Source organism: Devosia sp. Micro-HW1 (assembly GCF_056341075.1).
The window spans coordinates 1,248,748-1,268,384 of record NZ_CP094375.1 but is presented as its reverse complement, the minus strand read 5'-3'; the positions used below and the strand labels follow the sequence as shown (position 1 = coordinate 1,268,384).

Genomic DNA, 19,637 nt, shown 5'->3' with positions numbered 1-19,637 from the left:
AGAATGCTCTATTTCCTCGGCCAGCTCGGCGAGCAACTCGCCGCCTTCAACGTCTTCCGCTACATCACCTTCCGCACTGCCGGCGCAGTGGTGACCGCGCTGTTCTTCGTGTTCCTGTTCGGGCCGGGCATGATCGCCATGCTGCGCGTCAAACAGGGTCGCGGCCAGCCGATCCGCGAGGATGGTCCCGCAGGACACCTGCTGACCAAGAAGGGCACGCCCACTATGGGTGGGTTGATGATCCTTTCGGGTGCAGTCATCTCGACGCTACTCTGGTCCAACCTGACAAATGGCTATGTGTGGGTCGTGCTGTTCGTCACCGTGGGCTTTGGCGCCATCGGCTTTTACGACGACTATCTCAAGGTCAAGCGCATGAGCCATGCGGGCTTCGGCTCCAAGCAGCGCCTCATCCTTGAAACCCTGATCGGATGCATTGCCGCCTTCTTCATTTCGCAGCTTGCGGCCGGCTCCTATGGCACGTCGCTGCAATTTCCCTTCGTCAAGGACCTGGCGATCAACCTGGGCTATTTCTACATTCTCTTTGGTGGCTTCGTCGTGGTGGCCGCCGGCAATTCGGTGAACCTTACCGATGGTCTCGATGGCCTTGCCATTGTGCCGGTCATGGTGGCGGCGGCCTGCTTCGGTCTCATCGCCTATCTGGTCGGTTCGCAGAATTATGCCGACTATCTGCTGCTCAATTCGGTCCCCGGCACGGCCGAGCTCGCCGTGGTCTGCGGCGCCCTGATCGGCGCTGGCCTTGGTTTTCTCTGGTTCAACGCCCCGCCGGCCCAGATCTTCATGGGCGACACCGGCTCGCTGGCCCTTGGCGGCGCTCTGGGCACCATCGCCGTGGCCACCAAGCACGAGATCGTGCTGGCCATTATCGGCGGGCTCTTCGTGCTCGAAACCGTGTCGGTCATCGTGCAGGTGACGTCGTTCCGCCTGACCGGCAAGCGAGTGTTCCGCATGGCGCCCATCCACCACCATTTCGAACATCTGGGCTGGACAGAGAGCCAGGTCGTGATCCGCTTCTGGATCATTTCCTTCGTGCTGGCGCTGATCGGCCTTTCGAGCCTCAAGCTGCGCTGACCTGCCGGTCCGGTCACGAAGGCGTGTCCGGACCGTAGCCCCTCGCCGAAACTTCTCCTCATCCCCGGTCGTAGCTCCCTGTGACGATAGCCTTCGTCTGCAGCTCAACCGGCCGTCTCAAGGCGGCATTCCGAGGAGACTTGCCGTGAATACTAGCGCCCGCTTTTCCCTGACCCTTGCCGCCGCCCTCTTGTGCAGCGCTTCCGCCATCGCTTCGGCACAAGCTGCGTCGGCCGTCGGCCTTGTCGACGGCACCACCCTGGTGATGTTCGATACCGAGACGCGCGCCGTTTCGGGCACCATGGAAGTGTCCGGCGTTGACGGGCTGGCCGGCATCGACGTGCGCCCGGCCGACAAGATGCTCTATGGCGTCACCCTGGCTGGCGAAGTCGTCACCATCGACACCGCGACAGGCGCCGCAACCGTCAAGTCGACGCTTTCGGAAAAGCTCGGCAGCTATGAAGGGGCGATTGTTGATTTCAACCCGATGGCCGACCGTCTGCGTCTCATGGGTACGGATGGCACCAATCACCGGGTCAATGTCGACGACGGCATGGTGACCGTCGATGGATCGCTGGCCTATGAGGCGGGTGACATGCATGAGGGGGAGACCCCTGCCATCGTCGCTGCCGCATATATCAACTCCATCGGCAAGCCCGAGGCGACGGCCATGTATGACATCGACGCCACCATTGCCGGGCTGATCCAGCAGGTGTCGCCCAATGACGGCACGCTCAAGGCCATCGGCAAGCTGGGCGTGGAAGGCACGAGCTATGCCTTCGACATCGCCGCGACTGAGGACCTGACCAATACTGCCTATCTGGCGATCGACAACGTGCTGCATACTGTCGATCTCGAGACCGGAGCCGTCCAGGAACTGGGTGCGATCGACGGGGTCGCCGGTACGATCATCGACATTGCAATCCTGCCCTAGGCACGGCTCCGGAAACTTTCGGGCCGACGACGCGTTGCTGCATCACCTGTGACGCAGGAGAGGGGTTCTGGCTCAAGCCGGAGCCCCTTCATTTTTCCAGGCAGGATTCGCAAAACGCAATGCCCTTGGCAAATCGGTAACCAAAGCGGCGCTAGTATCGCGACCTGTCTGTATCTGCGTACCCGGTCCGCCTCCATGATGTTTTCCCGCGCCGAAAAAACCCCGCTGGCCGAGTGGTGGTGGTCGATTGACCGCGAATTGCTGGGGGCGCTGATCATGCTCCTGGCCTGCGGCATGGTGCTCAGCTTTGGCGCCAGCCCTGCCGTGGCGGAGCGTATTGGCCTCGACGAGTGGTACTTCGTGCTGCGTCACGCCATGTTCTGCCTTTTGGCTGTTCCGGTGATGCTGGTGACATCGCTGCTGAGCCACCGTCAGGTGCGCTTCGCGGCGCTTGCGGCACTGGCGGTCATGATGGTCCTCCTCTGGGCGACCCTGCATTTCGGCACCGAGGTCAAGGGCGCGCGGCGCTGGATTTCCATCGCCGGCTGGTCGGTGCAGCCGACCGAATTCGTCAAGCCGGCCTTCGCCGTCATCGGCGCCTGGCTGTTTTCCGAATACATGATCCATCGCAATGTGCCGGGTCGGTCGCTGGCGACCATGCTCATGCTGGGCATAGTAGGTGCGCTGCTGCTGCAGCCCGACCTTGGGCAGACGGCTCTCGTGATGGCGACCTGGGCGGCACTCCTGTTCTTTTCCGGCATTTCGTGGTGGGTCATCATTGGCCTTGGCGGCGCAGCCGGCGGCCTCCTGGTGGGCGCCTATGCAATGTTCCCGCACTTTGCCAGCCGCATCGATTCCTTCATCAATCCCGAAGACGGCAATTCCTATCAGGTGGATCGCGCGCTTCAGTCCCTGATGGAAGGCGGCTGGTTCGGGCGTGGTCCCGGTGAGTCGGTGGCCAACAAGCTGATCCCCGACGCCCATGCCGACTTTGTGTTCTCCGCGGCTGCCGGTGAATTCGGCATTCTTTTCTGCATTGGCCTGGTGTGCCTGATCGGCTTTATCGCGATCCGTGCCTTGTTGGCCGCACAGCGCCAGTCGAGCCTTTTCGCACGCCTTGCGGCGTCGACGCTGGCCGTACAATTTGCAATGCAGTCCGGCATTAACCTGGCGGTGAACCTCAATCTCATGCCCGCCAAGGGTATGACGCTTCCCTTCGTGTCCTATGGCGGCACGTCCATGATTGCCGTGGCTTTCGGCATGGGCCTGATGCTGGCCCTGACCCGCACCAAGCCTGAGGAGCGCATGGTCACCGGCCTTCCCACGTACCGCAGCGCCGTGGTAGCCCCCGCCGAATGAAAACCTTTGTCCTTATCGCGGGTGGTACCGGTGGCCACCTGTTCCCGGCCATGGCGCTGGCCCAGGAACTGATCCGTCGCGGCCACGCCGTCGAGTTGATGACTGACCACCGGGTGGAAAGCTACGGCGCCGAATTCCCCGCCCGTCAGATCCACATCGTACCGGCAGCGACGCCGTCCGGTGCCAATCCGCTCAAGCTTTTCGGCGCGGGCGTCACTATCCTGCGCGGGATACACACGGCCTGGAGCAAGCTGCGCAAGGTGCGCCCTGATGCGGTCATCGGGTTTGGTGGCTATCCCACCTTTCCGCCCTTCATCGCCGCCAACCTCCTGGGCATTCCCGGTATCCTGCATGAGCAGAATGCGGTCATGGGCCGCGCCAACCGGGCGCTGGCCCGCTTTGCCGACATCCTGGCAATGAGCTTTCCGGCGACCCGTTTTGCCGATCAGCAGCATCTCGAAAAAATCCTTACCGGCAATCCCGTGCGCGACAGGGTGCGTCCGCTGGCGGGTAAGCCATATCCAGCGCTCGACCCCAAAGGCCCGATCCGCCTCGTCGTCACCGGCGGCAGTCAGGGTGCACGCGCCCTCAGCGACATTGTGCCGGCGGCGATTGCCCTATTGCCTGACGGGTTGCGCAGCCGGTTGCAGATCGTGCAGCAGGCGCGGCGCGAGGACATCGATCGTGTAGCGGAAAGCTACCGTCAGTCGCGCACCAGCGTCGAACTGTCGGCCTTCATTCCCGACCTGCCCGAGCGCATTGCCGATGCGCATCTGGTGATCGGCCGGGCAGGGGCCTCCACCGTTACCGAGCTCTGCGTCATTGGCCGGCCGGCCATTCTCGTGCCGCTACCGGGCGCGCTGGATTCCGACCAGAAGTATAATGGCCTGTTCATGCAAGAGGGCGGCGGCGGCTGGGTGGAAGAGCAGGCCACGCTTTCACCGCAATCGCTTGCCACTCGACTTCACGAACTTCTTACCGACCCTGAGCGCCTCACCGCCGCCGCTGCTGCTGCAGTGAAACTGGGGCAGCCGCGCGCCGTCGAAAAACTGGCGGACCTGGCCGAGATGCTGAGCGGCAAACATACCCAGATCGAAGGGAGACCCACACCATGAAGATGCCCCGCAATATCGGGCCGGTTCATTTCATCGGCATTGGCGGCATCGGCATGAGCGGCATTGCCGAGATTCTGCACAACCAGGGCTATGTGGTGCAGGGCTCCGACGCCTCGCTCAATCCCAATGTCCAGCGCCTTCGCGACATGGGGATCAAAGTCGAAATCGGCCAGAGCGGCGACAATCTGGGCAAGGCCGAAGTGGTGGTCGTCTCTTCGGCCATCAAGAAGGACAATCCTGAACTGATGGCCGCACGCGCCCGGGCCTTGCCGGTGGTCCGCCGCGCCGAGATGCTGGCCGAAATCATGCGCTTCAAGACCGCCATTGCCATTGGCGGTACGCATGGCAAGACCACGACCACCACGCTGGTCGCGACCCTGCTCGATGCTGGCAACCTCGATCCGACCGTCATAAATGGCGGCATCATCAACGCTTATGGCACCAATGCGCGCCTGGGTGGCGGCGAATGGATGGTCGTCGAGGCCGACGAGAGCGACGGTACGTTCGTCAAGCTTCCGGCCGACGTCGCCGTCGTCACCAATATCGATCCCGAGCATCTCGACCACTACGGCGACTTCGAAGGGGTGAAGAAGGCTTTCCACCAGTTCGTGGAAAACGTGCCCTTCTACGGCTTTGCCGTCATGTGCCTCGATCATCCGGAAGTGCAGGCGCTGGTCGGCGAAATCCGCGACCGTCGCGTCATCACCTATGGCCGCAATCCTCAGGCGGATGTCCGTCTGGTGGAGCTCGAAAATCGTGACGGCGTGCAGCATTTTTCGGTTGAGATCCGCGACCGTATCCGCCAGACCCAGTTGCGGATCGACGGGCTCGAACTGCCCATGCCGGGCATCCACAATGCGCTTAATGCGCTCGCTGCCATTGCGGTGGCCGACCAGCTGCATGTGCCGGCCGAAGCAATCCGGAGTGGCCTCAAGGGCTTTACCGGGGTCAAGCGCCGCTTCACCAAGACCGGCGAAGTGGCCGGTGTGACCGTGATCGACGACTATGGTCACCACCCCGTCGAGATCGCGGCCGTGCTCAAGGCCGCGCGGCAGTCGGCCAAGCGCGATGTCGTCGCCGTGGTACAGCCGCACCGCTATAGCCGCGTGCATGACCTGTTCGACGATTTCGCCGCCTGCTTCAACGATGCCGATACGGTCATCGTGGCGCCCATCTATGCCGCCGGTGAACAGCCGCTGCCGGGCGTCACCCACGAGGAACTGGTGAACCGCATCCGTGCGCGTGGTCATCGCGATGCGCGGGTCATCGACCGGCCCGAAGCCCTGGGCCCGCTCCTCGCCTCGCGCGTCGATAAGGGCGATTATGTCGTATGCCTGGGCGCCGGCAACATCACCCAATGGGCTGCGGCCCTGCCGGGTGAACTTGAAGCCCTGATTGGCGAGACCGGCAAATGAGCAAGCATGTCGCCGTCCTCATGGGAGGGCTCTCCAACGAGCGGCCCGTTTCCCTCAGCACGGGCAAGGGCTGCGCCGAAGCGCTGCGACGAGCCGGCTATCGCGTGACCGAGATCGATGTCGGCTACGACATTGCCGAGCGACTGCGCGAAGTGGCGCCGGATGTGGCCTTCAATGCGCTGCATGGCCGCTATGGCGAGGACGGTACCATCCAGGGCGTGCTCGAATTCCTGCGCATTCCCTACACCCATTCGGGCGTGCTGGCCTCGGGCCTCGCCATGGACAAGCACCAGGCCAAGATCATGCTCAAGGCTGCCGGTGTTCCGGTGACCGATCATGTCATTGCCAGCCGCGCCGATGTGGGCCGCGCGCATGTGATAGCGCCGCCCTATGTGGTCAAGCCCATCGCCGATGGGTCGAGCTTCGGTGTCATCATCGTCAAGGCCGACCAGTCGCACCCGCCCCAGGAAATCCTGGGCGAAGACTGGACCGGCGGCGAAGAATTGATGGTGGAGCGCTATATTCCCGGCCGCGAGTTGACCTGCGCCGTCATGGGCGATGTCGCTTTGCCGGTTACCGAGATCGTCACCGATCTCGGCTTCTACAATTATGAAGCCAAATATGCGGCGGGCGGATCACGTCACATCCTGCCCGCGAACATTAAACCTAAAATTTACGACAAAGTGCAAAAGCTTAGCCTGGCTGCCCATGCGGCTCTCGGCTGTCGTGGCATTACGCGGACGGACTTCCGCTACAATGACGCGGTGGGCGAGGATGGCGAACTGGTCTGTCTGGAAATCAATACCCAGCCGGGCATGACGCCGACCTCGCTGGCCCCCGAGCAGGCCGCCCTTGTGGGCCACAGTTTTGAAGATCTGGTCTCCTGGATGGTGGAGGACGCGAGTTGCAACAGGTAAAAAGCGAGACCTTTCTCGCCGGGGCGCGGTTGGTGAACCCCCGCGCGCTGCCTGTTCCGACCCGCACGCCGCGTCAGAAACTCACCAATCGATTTAATCGCGCGCTCGTGCTGCATGGCTCGGCCATTCGTCGCGGCGTCATGGTCGCGGCGCTTCTGGCCGGTTGCGTCGCCATCTATCAGGTGCGCGAGCCCATCGGCATGCTGTTCAATACGCTGGGTGGCCTGGCCCAAGGGCAGTTTGCGCAGGCGGGCCTCGCCATCGGCGAGATTGTCATCTCCGGCCAGACGCTGACCAGCGAACAACAGGTTTTCGATGCGCTGGGCATCCAGCCGCACACCTCGACGCTGGGCTTTGACGTGGAAGCGGCGCGCCAGCGCATTGCCGAGCTGCCGGCCGTGGAGGCCGTCACCGTCCGTAAGACCTATCCGGGCGATGTCGAAGTTATCATTACCGAGAAGGAGCCCGTGGCGCGCTGGGCCGTGGACGGGATCACCTTCCTCATCGACGGCAAAGGCGAACAGATCGGGGAGGCGCAGGGCGTCTATACTGAACTACCGCTGGTCATTGGCGATGGTGCCGCTGACGACGCCTTGGTGATGATCCGGGCGCTCAACGGCTTTCCGAGGTTGCAAGAGGGGTTGATTGCCCTTTCGCGCATTGCCGACCGCCGGTGGGATCTCATCTACGACACCGGCCTGCGCGTGCAGATGCCCGAGCAGGGCGTGGCCCAGGCCATGACCCGTCTCGTCACCTATCAGAACGACTACCAGCTCCTCGATCGTGATGTGTCCGTAATCGATCTCAGGATCGATAACATCGTCGCCGTCCGCCCCAATACGCCCGCCGAAACCGAAGACTAAGAACCATGATGACCGATGCGATGACCTCCCGGCTGCGGCCGGTCCAGCCGGGCAAGACGACGCTGGTGGCGGTGCTCGACATCGGCTCCACCAAGATTTGCTGCGTCATCGCGCGGTTGACGCCGCGGCCGGAGGGCAGGGCCCTCAAGGGTCGCACGCATCAGGCCGAGGTGATCGGCTTCGGCTATGGCCCGGCCTCCGGGGTCAAGAGCGGCGTCGTCACCGATATCGAGAAGGCCGAGCAGGCCATCCGCAATGTCGTGGGCATGGCCGAGCGCGCCGCCGGGCTGACGCTCGAAACCGTGCTCGTCAATGTCACCGCCGGCCGACTTGGCTCGGAAACCTTCTCCGCCGCTGTTTCCCTCGACGGGCAGGAAGTGGAAAAGGCCGACATCTTCCGTGTGCTGAAAGCCGTCAACGCCCGTTCGGTTCGCCCCGAGCGTTCCATCATTCATGCGTTGCCGATCGGTTACGCCCTGGATGGTCAGAAGGGCATTCGCGACCCCAAGGGAATGGTGGGCGAGAAGCTCGGTGTCGACGTCGCCGTTGTCTCGGCCGAGACCCTTGCCATGCGCAACCTGGAACTGGTGCTGCACCGCTGCCACCTGCAGATCGAAGCATTGGTGGCTACGCCCTACGCTTCGGGCCTGGCGACCCTGGTCGATGATGAAGCCCAGCTCGGCGTCGCCTGCATCGACTTTGGTGGCGCGACCACGACCGTCTCGGTGTTCAACGATGGGCACATGGTCTATGCCGATGCCATCGCCATTGGTGGCCATCACCTGACCCTCGACATTGCCCGCCAGCTCTCCGTGAGCGTGGCCGATGCCGAACGCCTAAAGACGCTGCATGGCTCGGTCTTGCCGGGCCAGGCGGATGAGCGCGAGATGATTGCCATCCAGCCGGTTGGCGCCTCGCATGATGAGGCGCCGGGACAGATCCCGCGTGCCGTGCTGACGCGCATCATGCGCCCGCGCATCGAGGAAATCCTCACGGCTATCCGTGACCGCATGCAGGCCACCGGCATGATGGATGTCTGCGGCCGCCGCTTCGTGCTGACGGGTGGCGCCAGCGAGATGACTGGATTGCCGGAAGTGGCCCGCCGCACTTTGGCGCGCAACGTCCGCAATGGTCGCCCGATGGGTATTTCCGGTCTGCCCGAGATCGCCAAGGGTGCAGCTTTCGCCACCATGGCCGGCATGCTGGTCTATCCGCAGGTCTGCGCCCAGGAATATGCCGAACCGCGCGGCAGCCGGAAGCTCACCGGCACCGACGGCTATATCGCCCGCGTCGGCAACTGGCTGCGGAGCAGCTTCTGAGCTGGGCCCCGGCCGTTACTCAACCGTAGCGCCGCCCTCGGACCTCATCCGAGGGCCAATCTCAACCAATGCGGATGTTCCCGCTGGTCCTCGGGTCAAGCCCGAGGACGGCATTGCGGTCAGGGAAACTAGGCTCCCACATAAGCCTTCTGCAAGTCGGCCACGATGATCTTCTTCATCTGCAGCATGGCCTGCATGGCGCGGCCGGCCCCGGCCTTGTCGGCGCCGTTGATGGTTTCAAAAAGCTGCTTGGGTACGACCTGCCAGGAGAGGCCGAAGCGGTCCTTGCACCAGCCGCACATGCTTTCCTCGCCGCCATTGTCTACGAAGCGGTTCCAGAAATAGTCGACCTCCTCCTGGCCATCGCAATCAATGACGAAGCTGACGGCCTCGGTGAAGGGAAAGCGCGGGCCGCCATTAAGCAGCATGAACTTCTGACCCGCCAGTTCGATGACGGCGGTGAAGGCGGGGGCGTCCGGGGCCTGGCGCTGGATTTCGTGCACCTTCGCCCCCTCGAAGGTCTCGTTATAAAACCTGATGGCATCGTCAATCCGGTCGTCGAACCACAGGCAGGGCATGATGCTGGTCATGGGTCTCTCCATCACATTTGCATAACTTAGTAGATATATGACGTTATGGTTATAATAGGTTTCTGCCGGAGTCAATGCCGGTATTCCGGGGCTCCGCGTGGTTAACGGGCCGTGAAAGCGTAACGCGGGCGTGTCGCATTTTGCGGAGAAGTTAACCCGATCGATGCACTTGTTAGGCTGGGGTTAACGAATTGGCGGGTAAATCTTAACCAACGACGCCACTATGGGGCCACCTATGACCATCAACCTTACCATCCCGGACATTCAGGAACTCAAGCCCCGCATCACCGTATTCGGTTGCGGTGGTGCCGGCGGCAACGCCGTCAATAATATGATCGAGTCCGGACTCGACGGCGTCGACTTTGTCGTCGCGAATACTGACGCTCAGGCGCTGGCGCTCAGCAAGGCGCAGCGGATCATCCAGCTCGGTGTTGGCGTCACCGAAGGTCTGGGCGCTGGTTCGCATCCGGAAGTGGGTCGCGCCGCTGCCGAAGAAAGCTGGGACGAAATCAACGATCACCTTTCCGGCTCGCACATGGTGTTCATCACCGCCGGCATGGGCGGCGGTACCGGCACTGGTGCTGCCCCGGTGGTTGCCCGCGCTGCGCGCGAGCAGGGCATCCTGACCGTGGGTGTCGTCACCAAGCCATTCAATTTCGAAGGCAACCGTCGTGCTCGCCTGGCAGAAGATGGTATCGATGAGCTGCATCGCCATGTCGATACGCTGATCGTCATTCCGAACCAGAACCTGTTCCGCGTCGCGAACGAGAAGACAACCTTTGCAGACGCCTTCGCCATGGCCGACCAGGTGCTGTTCTCGGGCGTGGCCTGCATCACCGACCTCATGGTCAAGGAAGGTCTGATCAACCTCGACTTCGCCGACGTGCGCGCCGTGATGCGCGGCATGGGCAAGGCGATGATGGGTACCGGCGAAGCGTCGGGCGAAGATCGTGCCCGCCACGCTGCCGAGGCGGCTATTGCCAATCCGCTGCTCGACGATGTGTCGATGCACGGTGCGCGCGGCCTGCTGATTTCCATCACCGGCGGCCCTGACCTGACCCTTTATGAAGTCGATGAAGCTGCTTCGCGTATTCGCGAGGAAGTCGATGTCGACGCCAATATCATCCTGGGTGCGACCTACGATCCGAACCTCAACGGCACGATCCGCGTGTCCGTCGTGGCCACCGGCACCGACGCCACCATGGTTCAGGCTCTGGAGCCTGCAAAGCCACACGCATCGCGCACGCCGCTTGAGGTGCGCCGCCACGTGCCGGCTGAGCGGTCCATCGTTCCGCAGGCACCTGCTGCGCCAGTTGCCCAGGTGTTTGAGGCCGAAGAGATCGGTCATCAGGTCGAAGCGGCGGTTGCCGAAGCTTTCGCGTCGCACCAGCCGGCTCCGTCCTATGCTCAGGAAGACGATGGCATCCTGGTCGAGCCCTATGTTCCGGCCGCTGAATCGCTGGCCGAGCCAGAGGAAGCTCCTGTTCTCCAGGAACAGCCGATTCCCAGCGTCTATGTGCCCTCACACGCTGCTCGTCCCGAAGGTCAGCGCCGCATGCCGCGTACCGAGGAACTCCCGGTTGTTGCACGCAGGTCACAGGAGGCACAGGAACGTCATGGCGCAGAGCCGCGCAACGCGCGTGCCCTGTTCAAGCGACTGGCTTCCAATGTCGGCCTGAACCTTGGTCAGCAGCAGGCCGATGGTCGTGCCGAGCCGCGGACTGAAATCGCTGATGATGCTGCTGCGCGCAGCGCTATTGAGGCCGGTGGCGCAAGGACTTCCCGGGTTGCCCAGCCCGCCGAAGGCGCTCGAGGTCAGCTCGACAATCAGGGGCGCGCCCCGGCTGCTCCGGCCCAGAAGGAGCATCTGGAAATCCCGGCCTTCCTGCGCAAGCACGGTTGATCGTGCGGTGCACATCCCCCAAAAGCTCTCTCGGTGCGGCTTCCGCACCGAGTTTTTTTTGGCTAACAGTTCGGTGAGTGTGAACGCACCGTTGGAGCAATTCCAGGCATGATCAAACTATCCACGCGCCAGCGAACTCTTGCCGGCGAGGTCAGTTTTGCGGGCTATGGCGTCCATGGGGCGCAGCCTGTCACGCTGACCATGGGACCTGCTGCTCCGGATTCGGGCTACCTGATCCGTCGCGACCTGGGCGATGGTCAGTTCACCAGGCCGGTACAGGTGCATCATTCCCGCGTGGCTCGGACCACCCTTTGCACGACCCTTGATCTGGGCGACAGCGTCAGCGTCGCCACGGTCGAACATGTCGTGTCGGCCCTTTCAGGCATGGGCGTGGACAATGTCCTCATTACGCTTGATGGTCCGGAATGCCCGATCATGGATGGGTCGGCCCATCCATTCGCCACTGCTATCCTGCGCGTGGGGCTCGAAATTCAGCCCGCACAGAAGAAATTCCTCAAGATCGTCCGCGCCGTTACCGTTCGCAACAACGATTCGTTCGCCGCGCTTGAGCCCTATAATGGCCGCGCGCTGGACCTCGAGATCGATTTCGACTCCAAGGTCATTGGCCGTCAGCGCATGATCTTTGACTGGACTCCGCGCCGCTATTTCGAAGACGTGTCGCAGGCGCGCACCTTCGGATTTGCGCGCGACGCGAAGATCCTGCGTCAGGCCGGCTACGCGCTCGGCTCCAGCCTCGACAATTCCATCACGTTGCATGAAGACCGGGTGCTCAATCCGGGCGGGCTGCGCTACGAAGACGAGTTCGTCCGCCACAAGCTGCTCGACGCCATCGGCGACCTGTCGCTTGGCGGCCTGCCGATCTGGGGCAGGTTCCGCTCTTACAAGGGTGGGCACGCCCTCAATGCGCATGTCCTGGCCTCGCTCTTTTCCAGCGACGCTAATTATGAAATAGTCGGCGCCGAAGACCTGCCGCTGGAATTCGAGAGCTTCGAAGATCAGCCAGACGGTCTTGAAGTCCACCATTACTTGCGGTCCGTTCGCTGACGGGGCCTGGTCCCCTCAGCCGCCACAGTTTTGATCCATTTGCCAAATAGGCCCGCAAAGCTATTGCGGTATGATTGCATGGGGCAGTTCGTGAAGCTTGACGTTGTAAGCCAGTTTTCCAGCCGGGCTGCCCGGATCGTTGCCATAGGGCTTGTAGCGGTCGCTCTTGCAGGCTGCAGCATGTTTGGTCCGCCCAAGATCAAGGAAGAGCCGATTGTGCCGGCCGCTTCCCTCTATCAGGGCGCGCTGGATGACATGGATCGCCAGTACTACCAGACCGCCATCACCAAGCTGGAAAAGCTTGAGCGTCAGCATCCACGCGATCCGCTGTCCGAGAAGGGCAAGCTGATGCAGGTCTATGCCAATTATCGCATCGGCAAGTTTGAAGAGGCGATCCTCGCTTCCGACCGCTTCATGGCGCTCTATCCGCAGAGCCCCGAAATGGCCTATGTGCTCTGGCTCAAGGGCACGTCCTATTACGCGCAGATCAAGGACATCACCCGCGACCAGCAGCTTTCGCGCGATGCCATCGACACCTATACGCTGCTCATCAATAACTATCCCAAGTCCGAGCACGCTGCCGACGCCAAGGACAAGCTGCTGACCGCCTATGACCAGCTTGCCGGCAAGGAAATGTCCGTCGGCCGCTACTATCAGGGCAATGGCCAGTATGCCGCGGCCATCAATCGCTTCCGCGAAGTGGTGGAGCGCTGGCAGACCTCGACTCACATCGAGGAAGCGCTCTATCGCCTCACCGAAACTTACCTGCTGCTCGGCTTGACCAATGAGGCCATGTCGGCTGCGGCCGTGCTGGGGCATAACTACCCGGCCAGCGACTGGTACAAGCGCGCCTTCGATACCCTGGGCAAGCAGGGCCTTGCCCCGCAGCTCAATTCGGGCAGCTGGCTGGCCGCGGTCAGGAACTGACCTGGGCCTGAATTATCGATGTTGCTATTTTGTTCCGGGGCGCTATCATGCGTCCCGGTTTCGTTTGTGGGGGCCTAAGTTGTGGATGGGGGCGGCGTGACCGGCTCATCCGCGGCAGGCGATGCTACAAGCGGAGCTGAACAGTGGTCTTGCCACGGGAACCCCGCGCATGCTCAACGCGCTCTCAGTCCGCAACATAGTTCTTATCGATCAACTTGACCTGGCGCTTGGCACCGGCATGACTGTCCTGACGGGCGAGACCGGCGCCGGCAAGTCCATCCTGCTCGATGCCCTGACCCTGGCGCTCGGCGGCCGGGGCGATGCATCCCTGGTCCGTCAGGGACAGGAGAGCGGGCAGGTCGTGGCTGTTCTCGAACTGGCCACCGACCATCCGGCCCGGGCGCTGCTGCGTGACAATGCCATTCCCGACGATGAAGATGTGATCCTGCGTCGCGTGCAGTTCGCCGATGGCCGCACACGCGCCTTTATCAATGATCAGCCGGTATCGGCCTCGCTGCTGCAGAAGGTTGGCGGGCAGATCGTCGAAATCCATGGCCAGCATGATGATCGTGCGCTTGTCGACGTGGCGACCCACCGGGCGGCTCTTGACGCTTTTGGCGAGTTGGCGGCCGAGGCCAAAGCGGTTCGCGACTGCTGGGCCCATCTGGCGGAGGCGCAGCAGGCCGTCGCCGAGCAGCGTCAGCTGGTCGCAGAGGCCCTGGCCGCCGAGGACTATGCCCGCCATACCGTTGAGGAGCTGGGCAAGCTCAAGCCGGTCGTGGGCGAGGAAAGTGAACTGGCAGAGCGCAGGCAGCAATTGCAGCAGGCCGAAAAGGCCGCCTCCGATGTCATCGAGATCGACGAAATCCTCAGCGGACCGAATGCACCATCGCCGGCGCTTGCTTCTCTGTTGCGCCGGCTGATGCGCAAGATCGATGGTGGGGCGAACCTGTTCCAGCCTATTGTCGATACTCTCGACGCCTCGCTGGCAGCACTCGATCGCACCACCGATGCCCTCGAAGAGTTGAAGCGCGAGATGGCCTTCGATCCGGGCGAGCTCGAGGCCGTGGAAGAACGTCTCTTTGCCCTGCGCGGCGCAGCCAGGAAGCATCAGTGCACGCCCGATGAGCTGGTTGCGGTACTCGAAAAGTACCAGGGCGACCTCGATACCCTGCAAAGTGGTGAAAGCCGCCTCAAGGCGCTGGAGGCCGAGGAAGTAACGGCTCGCGCCCGCTATCGCGAAGTCGCCGATATTCTGAGCGCTGGTCGCAAGACGGCTGCCAAGGCGCTGAGCGCGGCTGTGGAGGCGGAACTGCCCGATCTCAAGCTCGGTTCGGCAAGGTTCATTGTCGACCACCAGGTCGATACGGATCGTGTCGCCGCTACCGGTTTCGACCAGATCGCCTTCCATGTGCAGACCAATCCCGGCACGGCTGCGGGTCCCTTGCTCAAGGTGGCCTCGGGCGGTGAATTGAGCCGTTTCCTGCTCGCGCTCAAGGTCGTGCTGGCTGATCGCGGTTCGGCCCCGGTGCTGATCTTCGACGAAATCGACACGGGTGTCGGTGGCGCCGTTGCCGACGCCATCGGGCGTCGCCTCGCGCGTCTGGCCTCGACTGTCCAGGTCCTCACCGTCACCCATGCCCCCCAGGTCGCGGCCCGCGCCGACCGGCATCTGCTCATCGAAAAGCAGATGGTGGAGGAGGGTGCCTTCATGCGCACCCATGTGCGCCCGCTCGACAAGCCGGCGCGCCAGGAAGAAGTCGCCCGCATGCTGGCCGGCGCCGAAATCACCAACGAAGCGCGCGCTGCTGCCAAGAAATTGCTTGGGGCGGTGGGATAGGCTTTTCGCCGCACTAGTGGTGTGGCAGCATTCCTTCTCCCCTTGAGGGAGAAGGTGCCCGAAGGGCGGATGAGGGGTTTGCCAAGGCACACTGCGAGTTCGCGGAGAAGCTCCCTCACCCGCCTCACGCTGCGCGCGATCCACCTTCTCCCTCATGGGGAGAGGGGTAGAAGATAGAGTATCCCATGTCCGACCTGCCCACGAAAGACGTTTCCGACCTCTCCGAAGACGAGGCCCGTGCCGAGCTGGAGCGGCTGGCGACGGCCATTGCCGCTGCCGATGTCGCCTACCACGGCAAGGATGCGCCCGAGATCACCGACGCCGAATATGATGCGCTGCGCCTGCGCAATGCCGAGATCGAGGGCGCCTTTCCCGAACTGGTGCGTAGCGATACGCCCACCGGAAGGGTCGGCGCGGCGCCGGCAGATGGTTTTTCCAAGGTGCGCCATGCCGTGCCGATGCTCAGCCTCGCCAAGGCCTATACCGATGAGGATGTGGCCGATTTCATCGAACGCGGGCGGCGTTTTTTCCAGAAGGACGAGGCCCTCGAAATCGCCTTCACCGCCGAGCCCAAGATCGATGGCCTCTCTGCCTCGCTGCGCTACGAGAATGGCGTCTTCGTGCAGGGCGCCACCCGCGGCGACGGCTCGGTGGGCGAGGACATCACCGCCAATCTCAAGACCATTGCCGATATCCCACACAAGCTCAAAGGCTCGGGCTGGCCCGAAACCATTGAAATCCGCGGCGAAGTCTACATGACCTATGCCGAATTCCAGGCGCTCAAGGAGCGCTCCGCCGCCGTGGGTGGGCAGGATTATGTCAATCCGCGTAACACCGCCGCCGGCTCGCTGCGCCAGAAGGATCCGTCGGTCACCGCCAGCCGGAACCTCAAATTCTTTGCCTATGCCTGGGGTTTTACCACCGCCGATCCGGCGCCGACCCAGTATGAAGCGGTGCAGAAATTCAAGGATTGGGGCTTCCAGATCAGTCCGCTGATGGAACGCGCCAAGTCGGTCGAGGACCTGCTCGCCCATTACCACCGCATCGAGGAGCAGCGCTCCTCGCTCGGCTACGACATCGATGGCGTGGTCTACAAGGTCGACCAGCTCGAATTGCAGCGCCGCTGGGGCTTTGTCACCGGTGAACCGCGCTGGGCCGTGGCCCACAAATTCCCGGCCGAGCAGGCGACGACGCGGGTGCGCGACATTGAAATCCAGGTCGGCCGGACCGGCACGCTGGCGCCGGTGGCGCGGCTCGATCCGGTCAGCGTCGGCGGCGTCACCGTGGTCAATGTGACGCTCCACAACGAGGATTACATTGCCGGCCGCGACAGCAATGGAATGCCCATCCGCGACGGTAAGGATATTTGCATCGGCGACACAGTCACCATCCAGCGCGCGGGCGACGTCATCCCGCAGATCGTCGATGTGTTGCTCGACAAGCGCCCGGCCGATGCCGTGCCCTATGAAATGCCGCATACCTGCCCGGTCTGCGGCTCGCCCGCCGTGCGCGAGCTCAACGAGAAGACCGGCAAGGAAGATTCGCGCCGCCGCTGCACCGGCGAGCTGGTCTGCCCGGCCCAGGCGGTGGAAAGCCTCAAGCATTTCGTGTCGCGCGGCGCGCTCGACATCGAGGGCCTGGGCGCCGAGAATATCGAGCTCTTCTTTACCAAGGGCCTGGTGAAGTCCCACGCCGACATTTTCCGCCTCAGGGATCGGCGTGCCGAGGTGCAGCAGGCCCTGGCCGAGCGGCGCGAGGAGCAGGCGAGAGCCCGCGAGGCGGCCTCGGGCAAGACGCGCAAGAATGTGCGCGCCGTGGAGGACCGGAACTATGAAGGTCTCGACAAGCTTTTTGCCGCCATAGACGCAAGGCGCGAGCCTGAACTGGACCGCTTCATCTTCGCCCTTGGCATCCGCCATATCGGCGAGACCACGGCCGCCGTGCTGGCGCGCACCTTCTCCACCATTGGCGAATTGCGCGCCAAGGGTATAGAGGCTGCCGCTGCGGGCGGCGGGCTGCACGACGTTTTTCCCTCGGTCAATGGCCTCGGTGATACGGTCTGGGAGGCATTGCGCGACTTCTTCGACAATGAGCGCAATGTCGAGGCCTTCGATCAATTGCTGACCGAAGTGACCCCGAAGGACTATGTCATCACCATTTCCGCCGACAGCAAGGTGGCCGGCAAGACGGTCGTGTTCACCGGCACGCTCGAAAAAATGTCACGATCCGAAGCCAAGGCTATGGCCGAGCGACTGGGTGCGAAAGTTGCTGGCTCCGTCTCGGCGAAAACTGATATCCTGGTGGCCGGGCCCGGCGCCGGCTCCAAGCTGAAGACAGCGCAGGAGCACGGCGTGGAAGTCATCACCGAAGACGAATGGTTCGAGCGCGTCGGCAAATAGTTCACCCGGGGAGGGGCGAATGAAGGTCTGGATGGCTGCTGCGGCCGTGATGCTCATGTCTGGCGCCGTCGAGGCCGGTGAGACCGGCGATCAACTGGCGCAGGCGCTCTATGACGGCACCCTGAGCACGCTGGCCGGGACATCGCTCGTTCCGTGCACGGCCGGCGAGGGCGATGCCTGTTTCGTGCTCGGCATTGACGGCATCGTTACTGCCTATGAAACACTGGCGCAGGGTTTCTATCGTCATGGCGCGGTGACGCCCAATACGCCTGCTGCAGCCATGTTGTTCGGCATGGGTATGGCCACGCCCGCCGGCCCAGCCAATCCGGATCCGGAACCACTGAACTACGACCAGTTCGTTGTACTTCTCGACGCTTTCGTGGCCACGCTCGACGTTGCCGCCGGTCACATGCGTCAGGCCGGCGAGGGCAGCGCCTTCGTCATTCCCATCGATCCGCTGAAAGTGCGGATCGATCTTGATGGCGATGGCGAGCGCAGCGAGGCGGAAACGCTGGCGCTTCTGCTGCAGGGCCTGGGCGAGTTTTCCGAGATTCCGACCCCCGATGCGGTCCCGCAGTCGAGCAAGAGCAAGTCGAAGGGCGTGGAGCCCGCTTTGCCCGATGCCACCATTGGCTTCGACAATGCTGACGCCATCTGGTTTGCGGGTTACGCCAATATCACCGCCGCACCTGTCGACCTGCTGCTGGCCCACGATTTTTCGCAGTTTTTTGACGCCTATATGCACCGCATTTTTCCCGAGGCCGGCTTGCCAATGCAGGACTATTCGCGCGGTGGCACCGTCATGATGGATCCCGATAGCGATGCCCTCATTGCCGACCTGATTGCTGCCATCCACACGGCAGAATTTCCGGTCACCGATAGGGCGCGGCTGGCCGGTGTGCTGGAGCGCCTTGAATCGATCACCGCGCTGTCGCGACAGAACTGGGACATGATCCTGGCCGAAACCGACGACAACAGGGAACTGGTGCCATCGCCCAGCCAGACCTCGCTCGTGCCCGAGCAGCAAGTCACCGAGGAGGTTGTCGATGCGTGGATGGCAACGCTTGACCAGGTCGACCTGATCCTCGCCGGTGACCTGCTGCTGCCCCATTGGCGCTTCTCCGAAGGCTTCAATCTCAAGACCTGGTTCGAGACCGCAACGAAAACCGATCTGGTCATGCTCTTCACCGGTCACGATGCCTTGCCCTATCTTGAGGAGGGGCCGGTCGCCGATGCTGAGGATTTTGCCGAGCTCAACCGTGTCATGGGCGACGACTGGCCATTTTTTGCACTCTGGTTCAACTGATGCGCAAACTGCTGCCCCTGCTGCTGCTCCCGTTTCTCGCCACGCCCGTCCTAGCTGACCCGATCCCGACATTCGACAGTCCCGAAGCGCTGCTCGACGCCGTCTATGGGCAGATAGAGGCGTCGCTCGACTGGGAGACTTATGATTGGGAAAAGTCCTTTCCTGAGCAGGATGCTTTTTCCGCTCGCCTCTCGGCCCTGCTCGAAGAGGCCAATGAGAAATTCTACGCCAGGGGCGATGAGATCGGTGCGCTCGATTTTTCGGTCTTCAGCTACTCGCAGGATCCGGGCGGCATGGAATTCACCTTCCGCGACGCCAAGACCAAGGGCGGTCGGTCCGTCATCACGGTCGATATTGCCCTCGAAGGCGAGGCGTGGCGGAGCCTGACCTTCATCCTGGTCGATGATGACGCGGCCGGCTGGAAGGTCGACGATGTGCTGCTGCCACTTGAGGACGTTTCGGAAGGCACCTGGAGCCTGGCCGAATATCTCGCTGATCCGGCACTGCCCTCCAACTAGGCCTGCGGCCAGAGCCTTTGCCCTCCGCGCATAGCCCGGGGAGCAAGACCCCGCGCGCCGCGGCGGTTATCACCGCCC

Annotated in this window: 16 protein-coding genes; 15 read left to right on the top strand and 1 reads right to left on the bottom strand. The window is 62.8% G+C overall.

The genetic code is table 11. The annotated features are described in order from the left end of the window. Positions 1–3: 3 nt before the first annotated feature. The 8 genes from mraY (at position 4) to ftsA (ending at position 9,011) form a co-directional block, all read left to right on the top strand. Positions 4–1,089, top strand: a complete 1,086-nt coding sequence (gene mraY / locus MQW79_RS05885) for a phospho-N-acetylmuramoyl-pentapeptide-transferase (RefSeq protein ID WP_476587387.1) — start codon at positions 4–6, stop codon at positions 1,087–1,089. Between the two features lie 145 nt (positions 1,090–1,234). Next, positions 1,235–2,023, top strand: coding sequence for a DUF4394 domain-containing protein (locus MQW79_RS05880; protein ID WP_476587385.1), 789 nt, complete (start codon positions 1,235–1,237; stop codon positions 2,021–2,023). A gap of 198 nt (positions 2,024–2,221) precedes the next feature. Next, complete coding sequence (locus MQW79_RS05875; RefSeq protein WP_476588190.1) at positions 2,222–3,382, top strand: FtsW/RodA/SpoVE family cell cycle protein; 1,161 nt, start codon at positions 2,222–2,224, stop codon at positions 3,380–3,382. Continuing rightward, a complete protein-coding gene (gene murG, locus MQW79_RS05870) occupies positions 3,379–4,497 on the top strand; it encodes an undecaprenyldiphospho-muramoylpentapeptide beta-N-acetylglucosaminyltransferase (protein WP_476587383.1) in 1,119 nt (372 codons plus the stop codon). The genes MQW79_RS05875 and murG overlap by 4 nt, the downstream gene beginning before the upstream one ends. Continuing rightward, the gene (murC, locus tag MQW79_RS05865; protein ID WP_476587382.1) at positions 4,494–5,912 is read left to right on the top strand and encodes a UDP-N-acetylmuramate--L-alanine ligase; all 1,419 of its coding nucleotides are present in this window, start codon (positions 4,494–4,496) and stop codon (positions 5,910–5,912) included. The genes murG and murC overlap by 4 nt, the downstream gene beginning before the upstream one ends. Beyond that, complete coding sequence (locus tag MQW79_RS05860) at positions 5,909–6,829, top strand: D-alanine--D-alanine ligase (RefSeq protein WP_476587381.1); 921 nt, start codon at positions 5,909–5,911, stop codon at positions 6,827–6,829. Before murC ends, MQW79_RS05860 begins: the two co-directional genes overlap by 4 nt. Further along, on the top strand, positions 6,817–7,692 hold the full coding sequence (locus MQW79_RS05855; RefSeq protein ID WP_476587380.1) for a cell division protein FtsQ/DivIB: 876 nt from the start codon (positions 6,817–6,819) through the stop codon (positions 7,690–7,692). Before MQW79_RS05860 ends, MQW79_RS05855 begins: the two co-directional genes overlap by 13 nt. 5 nt (positions 7,693–7,697) lie before the next feature. Continuing rightward, complete coding sequence (gene ftsA, locus MQW79_RS05850; RefSeq protein WP_476587379.1) at positions 7,698–9,011, top strand: cell division protein FtsA; 1,314 nt, start codon at positions 7,698–7,700, stop codon at positions 9,009–9,011. 128 nt (positions 9,012–9,139) lie between these two features. Here the strand turns inward: ftsA and MQW79_RS05845 are convergent, their stop codons facing one another. After that, positions 9,140–9,601: a VOC family protein gene (locus MQW79_RS05845; protein WP_476587378.1), complete on the bottom strand. Its 462-nt coding sequence runs from the start codon at positions 9,599–9,601 to the stop codon at positions 9,140–9,142. A 235-nt stretch (positions 9,602–9,836) separates the two neighbouring features. On the opposite strand from MQW79_RS05845, the gene ftsZ reads away from it, so the two are divergent. The 7 genes from ftsZ to MQW79_RS05810 all read left to right on the top strand — a co-directional run bounded on the left by ftsZ (position 9,837) and on the right by MQW79_RS05810 (position 19,559). Next, positions 9,837–11,504, top strand: a complete 1,668-nt coding sequence (ftsZ, locus tag MQW79_RS05840) for a cell division protein FtsZ (protein ID WP_476587377.1) — start codon at positions 9,837–9,839, stop codon at positions 11,502–11,504. Between the two features lie 108 nt (positions 11,505–11,612). Continuing rightward, complete coding sequence (lpxC, locus tag MQW79_RS05835) at positions 11,613–12,569, top strand: UDP-3-O-acyl-N-acetylglucosamine deacetylase (protein WP_476587376.1); 957 nt, start codon at positions 11,613–11,615, stop codon at positions 12,567–12,569. 90 nt (positions 12,570–12,659) lie between these two features. Further along, a complete protein-coding gene (locus tag MQW79_RS05830; protein ID WP_476587375.1) occupies positions 12,660–13,496 on the top strand; it encodes an outer membrane protein assembly factor BamD in 837 nt (278 codons plus the stop codon). Positions 13,497–13,665: 169 nt separating this feature from the next. Then, the gene (recN, locus tag MQW79_RS05825; protein ID WP_476587374.1) at positions 13,666–15,336 is read left to right on the top strand and encodes a DNA repair protein RecN; all 1,671 of its coding nucleotides are present in this window, start codon (positions 13,666–13,668) and stop codon (positions 15,334–15,336) included. 185 nt (positions 15,337–15,521) lie between these two features. Then, positions 15,522–17,735: an NAD-dependent DNA ligase LigA gene (gene ligA, locus MQW79_RS05820; RefSeq protein ID WP_476587372.1), complete on the top strand. Its 2,214-nt coding sequence runs from the start codon at positions 15,522–15,524 to the stop codon at positions 17,733–17,735. Between the two features lie 19 nt (positions 17,736–17,754). Continuing rightward, positions 17,755–19,041 carry a hypothetical protein gene (locus MQW79_RS05815; RefSeq protein ID WP_476587371.1) on the top strand — a complete coding sequence of 429 codons (1,287 nt, stop codon included), beginning with the start codon at positions 17,755–17,757 and terminating at the stop codon, positions 19,039–19,041. Further along, positions 19,041–19,559 carry a hypothetical protein gene (locus tag MQW79_RS05810; RefSeq protein ID WP_476587370.1) on the top strand — a complete coding sequence of 173 codons (519 nt, stop codon included), beginning with the start codon at positions 19,041–19,043 and terminating at the stop codon, positions 19,557–19,559. Before MQW79_RS05815 ends, MQW79_RS05810 begins: the two co-directional genes overlap by 1 nt. The last annotated feature ends 78 nt before the right edge of the window (positions 19,560–19,637 follow it).